Here is a 17,065-nt window from a genome sequence, read left to right on the forward strand (position 1 = left end):
TTGGAAAATATTAACGAGCTATGGGTGGCTACACTAGAAAAAATTGAAGAAAAAATTAGTAAGCCTAGCTTTGATACATGGTTAAAGAACACAAAGGCTGTAGCTATTGAAGAAAATACCCTAATTATTTCCGCACCAAATGACTTTGCGAGAGACTGGCTGGAGAATCAATATACGCAGTTAATTTCCGATATTATCCTGGATATTACCGGGTCCAAATTAGATACAAAATTTATAATTCCAGATACGGCGGGGTCGGAGAATGAGGTAGACGCAACTCCAAAACCTGCCCCAAAAGCAACTAATTCGAATGATATGCCAAAATCAATGTTAAATTCCAAATATACATTTGATACTTTTGTCATTGGAGCTGGAAATCGCTTTGCTCATGCTGCTTCCTTAGCTGTTGCGGAAGCACCTGCTGAAGCCTATAATCCTCTTTTTATCTACGGAGGAGTAGGACTTGGGAAAACACATTTAATGCATGCGATTGGGCATTACGTTCGAGAGCATGATCCCAATGCGAAAGTAGTTTACTTATCCTCTGAGAAGTTTACCAATGAGTTTATTAATGCAATTATGGACAATAAAACAGTCAACTTTCGAAATAAGTATCGAAATGTAGATGTTCTTCTAATAGATGATATTCAGTTTATCGCTGGAAAAGAATCAACCCAGGAGGAGTTTTTCCATACATTTAATACGCTGCATGAAGAAAGCAAGCAAATTATTATTTCCAGTGATCGGCCACCGAAGGAAATACCTACATTGGAAGATCGATTACGCTCTCGCTTTGAATGGGGGCTGATTACGGACATTACTCCCCCGGATCTGGAAACAAGAATTGCCATCCTGTCAAAAAAAGCTAAAGCGGAAGGCCTGGATATTCCAAATGAAGTGATGCTTTATATTGCAAATCAAATTGATACAAACATTCGGGAATTGGAAGGTGCACTGATTCGAGTCGTAGCCTATTCTTCACTCGTTAATCAAGATATAAACGCATCGTTGGCAGCTGATGCTTTGAAGGATATTATTCCTAGCAGCAAACCGAGACTTATTACCATTCAAAGTATTCAAGAGATGGTTGGAGAGAAATATAATGTGCGGATGGAAGACTTTATTGCAAAAAAACGTACCAAATCAATTGCATTTCCAAGACAAATCGCAATGTATCTTTCAAGAGAACTAACAGATTCCTCTTTGCCTAAAATTGGAGAAGAATTTGGAGGGCGTGATCATACGACTGTTATTCACGCACATGAGAAAATCTCTAAAATGATGGAAAATGATGCAAATTTAACAAGAGAAATTGAAGAACTTAAAGAGCAATTAAAATCTTTTTAAACAATGATAGAAGTTTAACATCGAATTGAGGGGTTTATACACATGTGCATAGTGTGTAAAACGATGCGACCTTATGAACATGTTGTCCACATGTGTATAACTAATAGTGACATGCTTAAATTATGCTTATCCACATAAACACAGCCCTTATTATTATTATTACTGTATTTTTATAAATAAAATATATATAAAGAACTTCCAATAGGAGGATTTATTAATGAAATTTATTATTCAACGTGATCAATTAATTGCAAGCATACAGGATGTAATGAAAGCAATATCTTCTAGAACAGTTGTACCGATATTAACTGGTATGAAAATTGAAGTGAAACAACATGGAATTACTCTCACAGGAAGTGATTCTGATATATCCATTGAATCTTATATACCAGCTGAGGAAGATGGTAATGTAAATGTAGAGCAAATTGAAGAAGGTAGTATTGTATTACAAGCAAAATATTTTCCTGATATTGTTCGTAAATTACCAGAAAAAACAGTTGAGATCGAGGCTGATGAAAATTTAAAGGTTACCATTCGCTCAGGTAAAGCTGAATTTAATCTTAATGGACAAGATGCAGAGGAATATCCTCAACTACCTAAGTTACAAACAGATGATAGTTTTGAATTACCAACAGATTTACTTAAAAGTTTAATAAAGCAAACGGTATTCGCTGTTTCAACAATGGAAACACGCCCAATTTTAACAGGGGTTCATATTAAACTGGAAGAAGGTAACTTAACATTTACTGCTACAGACAGTCACCGTCTTGCTTCCCGCGAAGTGCCAGTAAGTGATTCTAACACAGCATTCCCTTCTGTCGTTGTTCCTGGTAAAAGTCTAAATGAATTAAACAAAATTCTCGATGATACAGAAGAACCAGTAGAAATTAGTGTTACAAATAATCAAATTCTCTTCCGTGCAAAGAACCTTAATTTTCTATCCCGTTTATTGGATGGAAACTATCCGGAAACTTCTCGTCTGATTCCAGAGCAAAGTAAAACAGTATTGTATGCAAAAACAAAAGAATTGCTAAACACGATTGATCGTGCGTCACTTTTAGCTAAAGAAGAGCGAAATAATGTTGTTCGTTTAAATACCCAAGGCGATAAAGTTATTAATATTACAGGGAATTCTCCAGAGGTAGGTACCGTTTCAGAAGAAATCGTTGTACAATCCATGGAAGGCGAAGAATTAAAAATTTCTTTCAGCTCTAAATATATGATTGATGCACTGAAAGCAATTGAATATGAAGAAGTTAAAGTAGAGTTTACAGGAGCTATGCGCCCATTCATTATTCGTCCAGCAAATGAAGATCCAATTTTACAACTCATCTTACCAGTACGGACGTTTTAATCAGTTAAATTAGTATTTCACCAGTAAAAAACGCTTATCCACATGTGGATAAGCGTTTTTTTAGTATGACTAAACTCTAATTAAATCTAAATATAAGTGGGGTTATCAATAATTCACAAAATATATAAGTTTCCATTAGTATTATTTAATCCTTCTTACTCTTATAATAAAATGAATTTTTGTTAGGTTATCTTTTCGCTATCCTAAAATCTTGGATGCCAAGGAGTAATTTGGTGCTGTAGACATCCAAAAAGCTAAATTTAAGCCCGAATAAGCCTTTTTGAGGTAATTAAGGGTCTTACCTTCCCTTATTGCAAAAACTTTAGTAAAATAGGTTTATAAATGAAATAAAGGTAATACTTGATATGAACAGTAAAAATAATGTAGAGATTTGGTGATATACATGCATGAACAAATTGAAATAAATACGGAATATATTGCATTAGGGCAATTTATTAAGCTTGCCAACATTTTAGAATCCGGCGGAATGGTGAAATCATTTCTTCAGGAAGAAGGTGTTTTAGTAAACGGTGAGCTGGAACATAGACGAGGGAGGAAGCTTTATCCCAGCGATGTTGTGGAAATTGAAGGGATCGGCTCTTATATCGTGGTAAAAGAGGGCGAATAATGCATATAGACCAATTACAATTAAGGAATTTTCGGAATTACGATAAATTGGATATCGAATTTGATGACAAGATAAACGTTATTATCGGCGAAAATGCCCAAGGGAAAACAAATTTAATGGAAGCCATCTATTTGTTAGCCTTTACTAAGTCACATCGTACTCCCAGAGAAAAAGAATTAATCCAATGGGAGCAGGAATATGCTAAAATAGAAGGTAGGATTACAAAACGAAATCGCTCGTTTCCTCTGGAAATTGTTATTTCTTCAAAAGGCAAGAAGGCCAAGCTAAATCGTTTGGAGCAAAAACGTTTAAGTGACTATATCGGAGCTCTGAATGTAGTCATGTTTGCTCCGGAGGATTTAAGCCTGGTCAAAGGTGCCCCTCAAATCCGCAGACGCTTTGTTGATATGGAGTTAGGTCAAATTCAGCCTAAATATATCTATCATTTAGGGCAGTATCAAAAAGTTCTTAAGCAACGAAACTATTTACTAAAGCAGCTGCAGCGACGTAGAGAACAAGATAGAACGATGCTGCAAGTGTTGACAGAGCAATTGGTAGAACACGCTGCAACCCTATTGGAAAGACGGTTTGTTTTTATAGATTTATTACAAAAATGGGCAAGTCCGATCCATCATGGGATCAGCAGACAACTGGAGGATTTGGAATTAAGATATTCTCCAACAATAGAAGTATCAGAAGCTGCTGATAGGGAGAAAATAGTAACAGCATATCTCGAAAAGTTTTATGAAATACAAGAAAAAGAGATTGAGCGTGGGACCACATTAATTGGACCGCATCGTGACGATCTCCTCTTTTACGTGAATAAGAAAAATGTTCAAGTATATGGCTCCCAAGGGCAACAGCGAACCACAGCCTTATCTGTGAAACTGGCAGAAATTGAATTAATTTACAATGAAGTCGGTGAATACCCTGTTCTTCTATTGGACGATGTACTAAGTGAATTGGATGATTATCGGCAGTCTCATTTACTGAATACGATCCAGGGTAAGGTACAAACCTTTGTTTCTACAACAAGTGTTGATGGGATTAACCATCAAACGTTGGAAAAGGCAGAGTTATTTAAGGTGAGAGACGGTATAGTAGACACATAATTTTGGGAGGAAATACCATGTTTATTCATTTAGGTAATGATACGGTTATCAGATCAGAGGAAGTAGTTGCAATTATAGATTTTAATCTAATTTCCTCTTCAACGATTATGGAAGAAATGATGGATCATGCCACTAAACAGAAAATAGTCAGTGGGCCAGTGTCAGAAGCAAAATCGGTCATGATTACGACAAGCAAGATTTACTATAGCTCTCTATCTGTTTCTACACTAAAGAAACGCGCCAGTATGATCTCAACAATTAGTAAAGTCGATGATTTTTCAGATGAAATAAAAGAATTAGAGTTAGAGGAAGATTGATTTTAAAGCAATTCAGTCTGTAAATTGATTGTTTGCCTATACAGTGACGAAACTTTTTTAAAGGGTATCTCTTTGGAAGATTTTCAAAGAGTTGTCTTAGTAAAAGAAATGGATGTGAAATCATGTCAATGGAAGACAAAATTATGAATGAACAAGCATATGATGCGGATCAAATTCAAGTCTTAGAAGGCTTGGAAGCAGTACGGAAGAGACCTGGTATGTATATTGGTTCAACTAGTGAGAAGGGGCTTCACCATCTCGTATGGGAAATTGTTGATAACAGTATTGATGAGGCTCTTGCAGGTTATTGTGACCATATCCAGGTTATCATAGAAGAAGATAACAGTATTACGGTAAAAGATAATGGACGTGGAATCCCTGTTGGTATTCAGAAAAAAACAGGTAGACCTGCTCTTGAAGTTATTATGACCGTACTCCATGCAGGCGGTAAATTTGGCGGAGGCGGCTACAAGGTTTCCGGTGGTCTTCATGGTGTAGGTGCATCTGTAGTTAATGCTCTTTCCACTCGTATGGAGGTACATGTCCATTTAGATAACAAAATCCACTTTCTAGCTTTTGAAAAAGGAGTTCCTCAAGGGGAAATTGAAGTTGTCGGCGAAACAGATGTTACTGGTACGACCGTTCACTTTATACCTGACCCGGAGATTTTTACTGAAACAACCGAATATCAATTTGATATTTTGGCCCAGCGATTGAGAGAGCTGGCGTTTTTAAATAAAGGGATTACGATAACGATTGAGGACAAGCGTACGGGTGATGAGCCAGTCAGCTATTATTATGAGGGCGGAATCAGTTCGTATGTAGAGTATATAAACCGCACAAAAGAAGTACTTCATGCACCGTTTTATTCGGAAGGTGAAGAAGAAGGAATATCTGTAGAAGTAGCTATTCAGTATAACGATGGTTTTTCCAGCAATCTTTACTCGTTTGCCAATAACATTCATACGTATGAAGGCGGTACACATGAATCAGGCTTCCGTACTGGACTAACCCGTGTGATTAATGACTATGCAAGAAAAAACAATTTATTTAAAGAGAATGATCCTAACTTATCCGGTGAAGATGTACGTGAAGGCTTAACTGCGATCGTTTCCGTCAAACATCCGGATCCGCAATTTGAAGGACAGACAAAGACAAAACTTGGTAACAGTGAAGTTCGTTCTGTAACAGATTCCATATTCAGTGAAACATTTTCTAAATTCCTTTTTGAAAATCCTAACGTAGGAAAGATTATTGTGGAAAAAGGTCTGATGGCTTCCAGAGCTCGTATGGCTGCTAAAAAAGCAAGGGAATTAACAAGGAGAAAGAGTGCCTTAGAGATATCCAATCTACCAGGTAAGCTTGCTGATTGTTCTTCAAAGGACGCTAAGATCAGCGAACTTTACATTGTAGAGGGTGACTCAGCAGGTGGGTCTGCGAAGCAGGGACGTGACCGTCATTTTCAGGCGATCCTTCCGTTAAAGGGTAAAATCCTTAATGTGGAAAAAGCCCGATTGGATAAAATTCTCTCCAACAATGAAGTTAGAGCGATGATTACTGCACTTGGAACTGGAATAGCAGAAGACTTTGATATTACAAAAGCCAGATACCACAAAATTGTTATTATGACAGATGCTGATGTTGATGGAGCCCATATACGGACATTACTATTAACCTTTTTCTATCGCTATATGCGTCCATTGATTGAGCATGGATATGTATATATTGCTCAACCACCTCTTTATAAAGTGCAACAAGGTAAGGTAGTACATTATGCGTACAACGATAAAGAAATGGAACGTATCCTGGATGAGTTGCCTAAAGCTCCAAAGCCTGGCTTACAGCGTTATAAAGGTCTTGGAGAAATGAATGCTTCCCAGCTTTGGGAGACTACAATGGATCCTGAGAACCGTCTGTTACTTCAGGTTGATCTATCAGATGCCATTGACGCAGACCAGGTATTTGATGTGCTTATGGGGGATAAGGTAGAGCCTCGTAGGAATTTCATTCAAGACAATGCCCAATATGTTAAGAATTTAGATATATAAAAAGTAAAGCAAGAATCTTTTTGATTAAACAACTGCGCTTCCACTCTGAGTTAAACGGTTGCGCTTTTGTTAGGAGGTAGTAAGTCAATGGCTGATCAACAGCGTCCAAATGTACAAGAAATTAATATTAGTCAGGAAATGCGGACATCTTTTCTGGACTATGCGATGAGTGTTATTGTATCACGTGCCTTGCCAGACGTACGTGATGGTCTGAAACCCGTTCATCGTAGAATATTATATGCAATGAACGATTTAGGTATGCATGCAGATAAAGCATATAAAAAATCTGCCCGTATCGTCGGAGAGGTAATTGGTAAGTACCATCCACATGGAGACTCTGCGGTTTATGAAGCAATGGTACGGATGGCTCAAGATTTCAGTTACCGAAATATGCTCGTGGACGGTCATGGTAATTTTGGTTCTGTAGATGGTGACTCAGCTGCAGCTATGCGTTATACAGAAGCTAGAATGTCTAAAATCTCCATGGAACTTTTACGGGATATAAATAAAGATACCATTGGTTATCAAGATAATTATGATGGATCAGAACGAGAGCCGGTTGTATTTCCTGCTCGCTTCCCTAACTTGCTTGTAAACGGAGCTGCGGGTATTGCGGTTGGAATGGCAACAAACATCCCACCACATAACTTAGGTGAAACGATTGATGCCGTATTAGCGGTAAGTAGAAATCCGGAGATTACCATTGATGAATTGATGGAAGATTATATTCATGGACCAGACTTCCCAACATCGGGAGAGATCCTCGGTCGCAGCGGAATCCGTAAAGCATATGAAACTGGTAAAGGCTCGATTACGATTCGGGCAAAAGTTCATATTGAAGAAAAGGCGAATGGTAAATCTACTATTATCGCAACAGAGCTGCCATACCAGGTTAATAAAGCAAAACTAATTGAAAAGATTGCAGAGCTTGTCCGTGATAAGCGGATTGATGGGATTACTGATCTACGAGATGAATCAGACCGAAATGGTTTGCGGGTGGTCATGGAATTACGTCGTGATGTGAATGCGAATGTAGTGCTTAATAATCTATATAAACATACTGCTCTTCAAACTTCTTTTGGAATAAATCTATTGGCCTTAGTTGATGGACAGCCAAAAGTACTGACAATTAAACAGTGTCTGGAACATTATCTGGATCACCAGATTGTCATTATCAAGCGCAGAACGGCGTTTGAACTTCGTAAGGCAGAAGCAAGGGCGCATATTTTAGAAGGACTGCGTATAGCACTTGATCATTTGGATGAGGTTATTTCATTAATACGTAATTCTAAAACAGCTGATATTGCACGTAATGGACTTATGGAGAAATTCGAATTATCGGAAAAACAAGCACAGGCCATCCTGGATATGCGTTTACAACGGCTGACTGGGCTGGAGCGTGAGAAGATTGAAAATGAATATAATGAATTGCTTCAGTTAATAGAGGAATTAAAAGCTATTTTAGCGGATGAAGAAAAGGTATTGGAAATCATTCGTGAAGAGCTTACTGAAATTAAAGAACGATTTAACGACCCGCGCCGTACAGATATCGTATTAGGTGGAGCAGACTTCTTTGAAGATGAAGATCTTATTCCAGAAGAAAATATTGTTATCACATTAACACACCAAGGGTATATTAAACGTCTGCCTTCTTCCACGTACCGTACTCAGAAACGGGGCGGCCGAGGAATTCAGGGAATGGGAACAAATGAAGATGACTTTGTTGAACATTTAGTTTCTACTTCTACCCATGACACAGTGCTTTTCTTTACGAACAAAGGAAAGGTCTACAAGGCAAAAGGGTATGAAGTTCCTGAATTCAGCAGAACTGCAAAAGGGATACCGATTATTAACATGCTGCAAGTAGAAAAGGGAGAATGGGTTAATGCTGTAATTTCTGTGAATGAATTCAGTGATGATAATTACCTGTTCTTTACAACCAAGCATGGTATTTCAAAACGTACAACACTAACACAATTTGCAAATATCCGTAAAGGTGGTTTAATCGCTGTTGGGTTGCGTGATGAAGATGAATTAATCTCTGTTCGTCTGACAGATGGTAAGCAGGATATTATGATTGCTACGAAAAATGGATATCTTATTCGCTTTGAAGAGGAACAAATCCGCTCCATGGGAAGAACAGCTGCAGGTGTTAAAGGAATTTCTTTACGTGATGGAGATGAAGTAGTTTCTATGGAAATACTCCAAGAGGATTCCAACATCTTACATGTAACAAATAAAGGATATGGTAAACAGACACCTGAAAACGAATATCGCAGAACCAATCGAGGCGGTAAAGGGGTCTTTACTTGTAATTTAACAGAAAAAACGGGCCTCGTTGTTGCTGTTAAGGCTGTATCTGGTGATGAAGACTTGATGATGATTACGGTTGCTGGAGTTCTGATTCGTATTCCTGTAAAAGATATATCTGAAACTGGCAGAAACACAATGGGAGTCCGCCTTATTCGTTTACAGGAAAATGAGGAGGTTGCCACTGTAGCTAGTGTGGATGCCGATGATGAAGAAGAAGAAACTGTAGAGAGTCTGGAAGAAACAACAGATGAAAATACAGAGAATCCAGAAGAAACAACAGGTGAAAATACAGTTGAAACAGATGAGAATACAGAAGAATAATAGAGCATTGGTTATATAAAAATAGGATGTACAACTAAGATAAAGACTTATCCAGTTACATCCCGTTTGAGCGCCCGCAATTAGCGTACGAAGGGGAGAAAACAACTTTCACCTGTAGTCGTGGCTATGCGGGCGTTTTTATTTACTATAATTGGGGGCAATTGTATGCGAGTAGAACCAACTCAGCTGGTGCCAGGTTGTGTCTTAGTTAAAGGGGTAAAAGGTAAAACAAACAGGGATCTCATACCACAAAAAACAACACTGACAGAAGAACATATTACCGTTTTAAAAAAATTCCTTGTCCCGTCGGTAGAAGTAGCTGCAAGGCTTGCGACTGGCGAAATGTTTGAGCCATCCTCCATATTAAGACAAGAAGAACCAGCAAAAGAAAAAACAAGTAATATAGAAAGTAATACACAGCTTTCTGTTAAAGATCTTTATAATCAGACGGTCCAAGAATTTAAAAAGTTATTTGCAGGGTGGCAGAATGGGGTCCCACTTGATCTCCCTTCCGTCCGTAAATTAATGATTCCACTGTTGGAACGCTTGGATGAGTGGAACAATGAGGTCTTCTCTCTCAGCAATCTGGCGATAAGAAAGGATTATTTCTATCATCATTGTGTTGCAGTCGGGATTATTTCTGCTTATATAGGGAAAAAAATGGGATATCATCCCGGGGAATTTCTGCAAATTGGATTGGCAGGTTTTTTAAGTGATAGCGGCATGGCAAAGATAGATCCAGCTATCATAGTAAAAAAAGGCTCACTAACACATGCAGAAATGGCTTCAATCAAGAAGCACCCCACTTACTCCTATCGATTTGTTGAGAATAGTTCTATGCTTACAAAACAAGTGAAATTGGCCATTTTACAACATCATGAACGAATGGATGGCAGTGGATATCCGCTTGGCCTAACGCAAAAGAAAATCCATATGTATGCAAGGATTATTGCTGTTGCAGATCAATATCATGCAATGACCTGTTCCCGTCCATATCAGGAGGGTCAATCCTCCTTTCATGTTGTGGAGCAATTGCAAAAGGACCAGTACTTGAAGCTTGATCCACGAGTAGTACATACATTTATGGAGGGAATAGCTAACTTTTCGAATGGATCCAGGGTCCAATTATCTGATTTACGAACAGGTGAAATTGTGTTTATTGAGCCTAATCAGCCTACACGTCCAATCGTAAAAATAGATGGTACGGAGGAATTAATTTCATTACAGAATAACCCCTCCCTCTATATAGAAGCTATCCTAAGTAATCAAACTATATCTTAGCTTTTTAATGTAATGCATAAAGATATTTTCCTAGGAGAAAAGGGATTTTATCTGCTGTCAACTGGAGAAAACAGCGAATAAAAGGATAATCGATTTCCGGTTTGGTCGAAAATAAATCACCCCACCACTCCGCTTCATATCTGCATAACATACTTAGATTATATAAAATCAGATAATGAATCATTACTTCTGGTATAGGCAGAAATTGTTCTCTTCTGCTGGGGAAGAAAAGCTGGGAATCCGCCCTATTGGCATAAAACGGTCCATCGGCTTCTTTTATAGGAGCGGTTAGTTCAATACGAATATAGTTATCATCTGTATCTACATATTTCATATCAGGTACATAGCCGGAAATCTTATTTATAAAAGCCTTCTCCGTCAAATGATAGCTATCCAAAATGGTAGTCGGAAATTGCAATAAATTGGAGTAGAGTTTTCCAACAGGGAGAAGCTCTACTTTTTTTTGTAAATCAAATAAAGGAATCATTTCCGGTAATAAGGCAAGTAATGATTCCATGCTCCTTTTCTCAAACGGATGTTTTTTATGAGAGAAGAGATGCTCGGAGAAGTAAGGATACAAGCCATTATGCTGTATTTTTACTTCATCTTTTAAAAAGGAGTAATTTTTCTTTTTACGTTTTCTTGCGGTCACCCCATGTGCCAATAAGGCAGCTGATTCTGGATAATAGGGTCTATTTGTTAACAAACAGGCTTTTACTAAATGGACCATTCCATAAAAATACAAAACGGGTTGTAATAATGGATCTGCCTTGCGCCCATTTTCATAAAATCGCTGGCCATGATCTAAATAATAAATAAATGTATTACAGTTTTCATAGCTCCTATTCTGTGCATCTGTATCTTCCAAATGCTGATAACATTGGTGTAAGTATTTCTGGGCTGTCTGCTGTGATTGCAAATAAGTTAAAAAAGTATTTATTTCATTCATTATAAGACCCTCTCAGCTTGAAAATATAATATATGAGTAATTAGGCTGTTTCCACTTTTCTTCCATTGAAAAGTATAAAAGTTTTTAGCTTTATTAATTTTATTATCAAGAGCAGTCATGTCCAGCTCCAGCGCCCAGCAACTAGCATGGTTCTTGATGGGGCGAGCATTTAGCGCAGACCCAAACTTCAATCTTCTTTCTACGATAAGTCAACATCAATTCGCTATTCATAGGAAGGCCGACTAACAACGGCCTTTGCGGCCAACGTCGGCATACCCCTTTTGCAGGGGCATGTTTTCTTTATCTTGGGCAGAAGATCCCCAGCTTGTACGTTGCTAAACGGGCGCTTACGCCTTTCTTCAATTATTCAGAATCTATTTACTTTAATTTTTGAACGTTATGTTGTTGAAAAAGCTAGTATGTTCGCGTATTGTATATAAAAATACCATTACAGACTTAGTTTTACCCAGTTTATAAACAGCATACATCTACAACATTTTGGGGAAATTTAAAACAGTATTATTATGATGGAGGAGGATAATTATGAGAGCAGACAAATTTGCAAAAGAAGGTCTAACATTTGATGATGTTTTACTAATGCCAGCTAAATCGGAAGTACTTCCAAAGGATGTAAAGGTTGGTACAAGGTTAACTGCAAACCTTAAACTGAACATGCCATTGCTTAGTGCGGGAATGGATACAGTCACGGAAGCGGAAATGGCAATTGCAATGGCACGCCAGGGTGGATTAGGTATTATTCATAAAAATATGTCCATTGAGGAACAGGCAGAACAAGTTGATAGAGTAAAACGTTCAGAAAGCGGCGTTATTACGAATCCATTTTTCTTAACCCCTGAACATCAAGTTTATGATGCAGAACACTTAATGGGCAAATTCCGTATCTCTGGCGTTCCTATAGTGAATTCATTTGAGGAACAGCAATTGGTGGGAATTTTGACAAATCGCGATCTTCGTTTTATTCAAGATTATTCCATCGCCATTTCCGAAGTGATGACGAGTGAAAAGCTTGTCACTGCACCTGTAGGGACAACCTTAGAGGAAGCAGAAAAACTCCTTCAGCAATATAAAATTGAAAAGTTACCATTAGTGGATGAGCGAAATGTACTTAAAGGATTAATAACCATTAAGGATATAGAAAAAGTCATTGAATTTCCTAACTCCGCGAAAGATGTCCATGGCAGATTATTAGCAGGAGCAGCCGTTGGTGTTACTGGAGATGCGATGAAACGTATTGAAAAGCTTGTGGATGCAGGTGTAGACGTTATTGTAATTGACACAGCTCACGGACATTCTCAAGGAGTAATTGAGCAGGTCAAAGCCGTACGGAAAACATATCCGGAGCTGGACATTATTGCAGGAAATGTAGCTACTGCTGAAGCAACCGTGGAATTGATTCAAGCTGGTGCTTCCATTGTAAAAGTAGGTATTGGACCTGGTTCCATCTGTACAACACGTGTTGTGGCAGGTGTTGGTGTACCACAAATTACTGCTGTTCATGATTGTGCAGAAGCAGCATCCTCTTATGGTGTACCGGTTATTGCAGATGGAGGAATTAAGTATTCTGGAGATATTGTAAAAGCATTGGCTGCCGGAGCTCATGCAGTAATGCTCGGAAGTATGTTTGCAGGTGTGAGTGAAAGCCCGGGAGAAACGGAAATCTTCCAAGGAAGACAGTACAAGGTGTATCGAGGAATGGGTTCTGTTGGTGCTATGAAAGCAGGCTCCAAAGATCGTTACTTCCAGGAATCATCTGAGGCTAAAAAACTCGTACCTGAAGGCATCGAAGGAAGAGTAGCCTACAAAGGACCACTTGCTGACACTGTTCATCAATTACTAGGTGGTTTACGTGCAGGTATGGGCTATTGTGGAACAGAGTCCATTGAGGCATTACGTAATGATGCACGATTTATTCGAATTACAAATGCAGGCCTTCGCGAAAGTCATCCACATGACGTACAAATAACGAAGGAAGCACCAAACTATTCTGTTTAGCACTTTTTAAGAGTCCGGGACACATAAATTTTATACATTGAATATCCGAACCGATTTGTACTACTAACGAATTATGGTTCGGATTTCTTTTGGCAACAAATTAGCGAAGCGTTTTCCCGAAGCGGGCGATCCCACATTTTAGAAGGTTTGTCTTTAGAATAGCGTAATTTAGTTATGTCTCAGCCTCATCTTCTTCTTTTACAAAGTAAAAGAACTGATTTCAAAAAAGAATAGGAAATTTTTCTTAAACGAAAAAAAGTAGACTGGGACTATTCCCTGTCTATTTTTTTAATATTTTATGTGGTAAAATGATGAAGTGCATACTTTAAGATGTACATAATACAGATAAAATACATGTTGGAGGTACAGAAAGTTGAAACACAATTTAAGAAAAGGGTTATCATTCATACTTGCAGTTATGGTAGCAATGATAACAGTAATGGTTCAGCCATTTTCGACAAAAGCAGCAGAGACATTGGACATCGAAGCAGATTCCGCCATTTTAGTTGATGTGGAAACAGGTAAAATTTTGTATGCAAAAAATGCGGACGTAGCACTTCCTCCAGCTAGTATGACGAAAATGATGACAGAATATTTAGTGTGGGAAGCAATTGAGAAAGGCGACATATCATGGGATACTACAACACAAATCAGTGATTATCCATACAGTATTTCTGCAAATACTTCTTTCTCTGGAGTAGGCTTAAAGCAGAGCCAGGATTATACTGTAAAAGATTTATATAAAGCGATGGCAATTAATTCTGACAATGCAACAACAATTGCGCTTGCTGAGTTAATAGCGGGATCTGAAGGCGAATTTGTTAAAATGATGAATAAAAAAGGTAAGGAAATGGGCTTGCCTGATTTTAAATTTGTTAACTCGACAGGATTGGATAACAAATCTCTAGGTGATAATTATCCAGAAGGTACAGATCCTAATGCAACCAATTTATTATCAGCTGAATCAGCTGCATTGCTTGCGTATAAGCTTATTAAGGATTATCCGGAGGCTTTGGATATTTCCAGTATTCCTGTAACTGATTTTGGTGGTCAGGAAATACGTAACTGGAACCATATGTTGGCACATGATACTACTTTTTTAAAGCAGTTTTTCTATGAAGGTGTTGACGGCCTGAAAACCGGTTATACCGATTTAGCAGGATACTGTTTTACGGGGACAGCAGAACGTAACGGCAACCGTTTGATCTCTGTTGTGATGAAAACAGGAAGTGAAGAAAAACGATTCCAGGAAACAGCCAAGCTATTGGATTATGGTTTTTCTAAATTTGAAACCAAGGAGCTATTTCCAGAAGGATATCAGTTAAAAGATGAGACTACCTTACCTGTTGCCAAAGGTAAAGAAGAAAAAGTGAGTATTTCTACAAATAAAGCTGTTACTATTCCGGTTAAATCAGGCCAGGAAAAACAATATAGTATCAAATATAATCTTGATAAAGATAAGCTAAATAAAGAAGGAGAACTTCTGGCACCTGTCAAGAAAGGTGAAAAGGTAGGTACTGCTGAAGTAGTCTTTAAAGGAGATAAGGACTATGGATATATTACCAAAGATAAAGGCAATACCATTGATTTAGTTACAAATGAAGCTGTTGAGAAGTCAAACTGGTTTATGCTAACTTTAGGTGCAATTGGCGATTTCTTTGTTGATTTATTTACAACTGTCGTTGATTGGATTAAAGGGTTATTTTAAAATAAAACTTTACAGGGGGAAATATCATGAGGAATACAGGTACAGAGAGAGTTAAACGAGGAATGGCTGAAATGCAAAAAGGCGGCGTCATTATGGACGTAGTGAATGCCGAGCAAGCAAAAATTGCCGAGGCAGCAGGGGCAGTCGCTGTTATGGCTTTAGAACGAGTGCCTTCTGATATTCGTGCAGCAGGCGGGGTTGCCAGAATGGCTGACCCAACTATTACAGAAGAAGTATTAAATGCAGTCTCCATTCCAGTAATGGCTAAAGCCCGTATTGGACATATTGTGGAGGCACGTGTGTTGGAAGCAATGGGTGTTGATTATATTGACGAGAGTGAAGTATTAACACCTGCAGATGACATATTCCACCTCAATAAATCCGACTATACAGTTCCTTTTGTTTGTGGATGCCGTAATTTGGGTGAAGCTGCACGACGCATTGGAGAAGGAGCTTCCATGCTTCGTACAAAAGGGGAACCAGGTACAGGGAATATTGTAGAAGCTGTACGCCATATGCGTGAAGTGCAATCTGAAATTCGCAAACTAACTGCGATGTCTAGAGATGAAGTAATGACATTTGCTAAAGAAATTGGTGCGCCATTTGAATTGTTAATTCAAATTCGTGAGGAAGGTCGTTTACCTGTAGTTAACTTTGCAGCAGGTGGAATTGCAACCCCTAGTGATGCTGCATTAATGATGGAGCTAGGTGCAGATGGAGTATTTGTTGGATCTGGTATCTTTAAATCGGACAACCCAGAGAAATTTGCAAAAGCAATTGTTGAGGCTACAACACATTATCAGGATTATAAGTTAATTTCAGAGCTTTCCAAAGGATTAGGAACTGCTATGAAGGGTCTTGAAATGAGCACGATTGCCGCACACGATCGTATGCAGGATCGCAGCGAATAGAAAGAAGGAATGTATGATGGCAACAATTGGAGTACTTGCATTACAAGGAGCCGTTCGGGAGCATATTCGTTCTATTGAAGCATGTGGAGCACAAGCTATAGAAATAAAACGGACAGAACAGTTGGAAACCATTGATGGCTTAATACTTCCGGGTGGGGAAAGCACAACGATGCGTCGTTTAATTGACAGCTACGGCTTTTTTGACGCTATTCGGGAATTTGGTGAAAGAGGTAAACCTATTTTTGGCACGTGTGCTGGGCTTATCCTTATGGCCAATGAAATAGAGAACCAGGATCAGTCTCATTTGGGATTAATGAATATGAAAGTTGCCCGCAATGCATTCGGGCGTCAAGTAGCCAGCTTCGAAGCAGATTTGGCTATAACCAATGTGGCTGAAGATTTTAACGCTGTATTTATCCGTGCGCCTTATATTGTCGAGACTGGATCTGATGTTCACGTGCTCGCGAAGTATAATGAGCGTATTGTAGCAGCACAGCAAGGGCACTATATTTGTACAGCATTTCACCCTGAATTAACAGATGATAACCGATTTATTGCATATTTTGTTGCTATGGTGGAACAATCAATACAAACACTTGCATCCTAATATGAAATTGGATATGATGATAGATAATATAAAAAGTAATGACAGGAAGTAGTAATAATACATCTTTCTTTAGAGAGTCGATGGTTGGTGAAAATCGATGTAAGGGTATTGTGAATCCATCCTTGAACTGGTCTATGGAACCCGGCATGTCCGTAA

General features: G+C 38.4%; 13 protein-coding genes and 1 other annotated feature (1 of these 14 cut by a window edge). Of the genes, 12 read left to right on the forward strand and 1 reads right to left on the reverse strand.

Annotated features, from left to right (window positions below; genetic code table 11):
- The 8 genes from dnaA to X953_RS00040 all read left to right on the forward strand — a co-directional run bounded on the left by dnaA (position 1) and on the right by X953_RS00040 (position 10,721).
- The gene (gene dnaA / locus X953_RS00005; protein WP_040953837.1) at positions 1-1,347 is read left to right on the forward strand and encodes a chromosomal replication initiator protein DnaA; all 1,347 of its coding nucleotides are present in this window, start codon (positions 1-3) and stop codon (positions 1,345-1,347) included.
- A 217-nt stretch (positions 1,348-1,564) separates the two neighbouring features.
- On the forward strand, positions 1,565-2,701 hold the full coding sequence (gene dnaN, locus X953_RS00010) for a DNA polymerase III subunit beta (protein ID WP_040953838.1): 1,137 nt from the start codon (positions 1,565-1,567) through the stop codon (positions 2,699-2,701).
- Positions 2,702-3,104: 403 nt separating this feature from the next.
- A complete protein-coding gene (gene yaaA, locus X953_RS00015; protein WP_040953839.1) occupies positions 3,105-3,329 on the forward strand; it encodes a S4 domain-containing protein YaaA in 225 nt (74 codons plus the stop codon).
- Positions 3,329-4,441, forward strand: coding sequence for a DNA replication/repair protein RecF (recF, locus tag X953_RS00020; protein WP_040953840.1), 1,113 nt, complete (start codon positions 3,329-3,331; stop codon positions 4,439-4,441). The genes yaaA and recF overlap by 1 nt, the downstream gene beginning before the upstream one ends.
- A 17-nt stretch (positions 4,442-4,458) precedes the next feature.
- Positions 4,459-4,758: an extracellular matrix regulator RemB gene (gene remB, locus X953_RS00025; protein ID WP_040953841.1), complete on the forward strand. Its 300-nt coding sequence runs from the start codon at positions 4,459-4,461 to the stop codon at positions 4,756-4,758.
- A 122-nt stretch (positions 4,759-4,880) separates the two neighbouring features.
- On the forward strand, positions 4,881-6,806 hold the full coding sequence (gene gyrB, locus X953_RS00030; RefSeq protein ID WP_040953842.1) for a DNA topoisomerase (ATP-hydrolyzing) subunit B: 1,926 nt from the start codon (positions 4,881-4,883) through the stop codon (positions 6,804-6,806).
- 87 nt (positions 6,807-6,893) lie between these two features.
- Positions 6,894-9,440 (forward strand): DNA gyrase subunit A, encoded by a 2,547-nt coding sequence (gyrA, locus tag X953_RS00035; RefSeq protein WP_040953843.1) that lies wholly within the window; start codon positions 6,894-6,896, stop codon positions 9,438-9,440.
- A gap of 165 nt (positions 9,441-9,605) precedes the next feature.
- Positions 9,606-10,721: an HD-GYP domain-containing protein gene (locus tag X953_RS00040; protein ID WP_040953844.1), complete on the forward strand. Its 1,116-nt coding sequence runs from the start codon at positions 9,606-9,608 to the stop codon at positions 10,719-10,721.
- 4 nt (positions 10,722-10,725) lie between these two features.
- Here the strand turns inward: X953_RS00040 and X953_RS00045 are convergent, their stop codons facing one another.
- Positions 10,726-11,670 carry a YaaC family protein gene (locus X953_RS00045; RefSeq protein WP_040953845.1) on the reverse strand — a complete coding sequence of 315 codons (945 nt, stop codon included), beginning with the start codon at positions 11,668-11,670 and terminating at the stop codon, positions 10,726-10,728.
- 543 nt (positions 11,671-12,213) lie between these two features.
- Here X953_RS00045 and guaB point away from each other — a divergent pair.
- The 4 genes from guaB to pdxT all read left to right on the forward strand — a co-directional run bounded on the left by guaB (position 12,214) and on the right by pdxT (position 16,909).
- Complete coding sequence (gene guaB / locus X953_RS00050; protein WP_040953846.1) at positions 12,214-13,683, forward strand: IMP dehydrogenase; 1,470 nt, start codon at positions 12,214-12,216, stop codon at positions 13,681-13,683.
- A 373-nt stretch (positions 13,684-14,056) separates the two neighbouring features.
- Complete coding sequence (locus X953_RS00055) at positions 14,057-15,391, forward strand: serine hydrolase (protein ID WP_198023299.1); 1,335 nt, start codon at positions 14,057-14,059, stop codon at positions 15,389-15,391.
- A gap of 26 nt (positions 15,392-15,417) precedes the next feature.
- Complete coding sequence (pdxS, locus tag X953_RS00060; protein ID WP_198023300.1) at positions 15,418-16,302, forward strand: pyridoxal 5'-phosphate synthase lyase subunit PdxS; 885 nt, start codon at positions 15,418-15,420, stop codon at positions 16,300-16,302.
- A gap of 16 nt (positions 16,303-16,318) precedes the next feature.
- Positions 16,319-16,909, forward strand: a complete 591-nt coding sequence (pdxT, locus tag X953_RS00065; RefSeq protein ID WP_040953848.1) for a pyridoxal 5'-phosphate synthase glutaminase subunit PdxT — start codon at positions 16,319-16,321, stop codon at positions 16,907-16,909.
- Between the two features lie 29 nt (positions 16,910-16,938).
- Positions 16,939-17,065: a binding site (T-box leader), on the forward strand; it runs 99 nt beyond the window's last position.

The sequence above is a fragment of the Virgibacillus sp. SK37 genome (genome assembly GCF_000725285.1).
Taxonomy (GTDB): domain Bacteria; phylum Bacillota; class Bacilli; order Bacillales; family Amphibacillaceae; genus Virgibacillus_Q.

Excerpts from the sequence above, each read along its gene's own strand:
- gyrA (WP_040953843.1), top strand. The coding sequence starts at position 6,894 with ATGGCTGATCAACAGCGTCCAAATGTACAAGAAATTAATATTAGTCAG.
- X953_RS00040 (WP_040953844.1), top strand. The coding sequence starts at position 9,606 with ATGCGAGTAGAACCAACTCAGCTGGTGCCAGGTTGTGTCTTAGTTAAA.
- gyrB (WP_040953842.1), top strand. The coding sequence starts at position 4,881 with ATGTCAATGGAAGACAAAATTATGAATGAACAAGCATATGATGCGGAT.
- recF (WP_040953840.1), top strand. The coding sequence starts at position 3,329 with ATGCATATAGACCAATTACAATTAAGGAATTTTCGGAATTACGATAAA.
- remB (WP_040953841.1), top strand. The coding sequence starts at position 4,459 with ATGTTTATTCATTTAGGTAATGATACGGTTATCAGATCAGAGGAAGTA.
- dnaN (WP_040953838.1), top strand. The coding sequence starts at position 1,565 with ATGAAATTTATTATTCAACGTGATCAATTAATTGCAAGCATACAGGAT.
- pdxT (WP_040953848.1), top strand. The coding sequence starts at position 16,319 with ATGGCAACAATTGGAGTACTTGCATTACAAGGAGCCGTTCGGGAGCAT.
- yaaA (WP_040953839.1), top strand. The coding sequence starts at position 3,105 with ATGCATGAACAAATTGAAATAAATACGGAATATATTGCATTAGGGCAA.
- pdxS (WP_198023300.1), top strand. The coding sequence starts at position 15,418 with ATGAGGAATACAGGTACAGAGAGAGTTAAACGAGGAATGGCTGAAATG.
- guaB (WP_040953846.1), top strand. The coding sequence starts at position 12,214 with ATGAGAGCAGACAAATTTGCAAAAGAAGGTCTAACATTTGATGATGTT.
- X953_RS00045 (WP_040953845.1), bottom strand. The coding sequence starts at position 11,670 with ATGAATGAAATAAATACTTTTTTAACTTATTTGCAATCACAGCAGACA.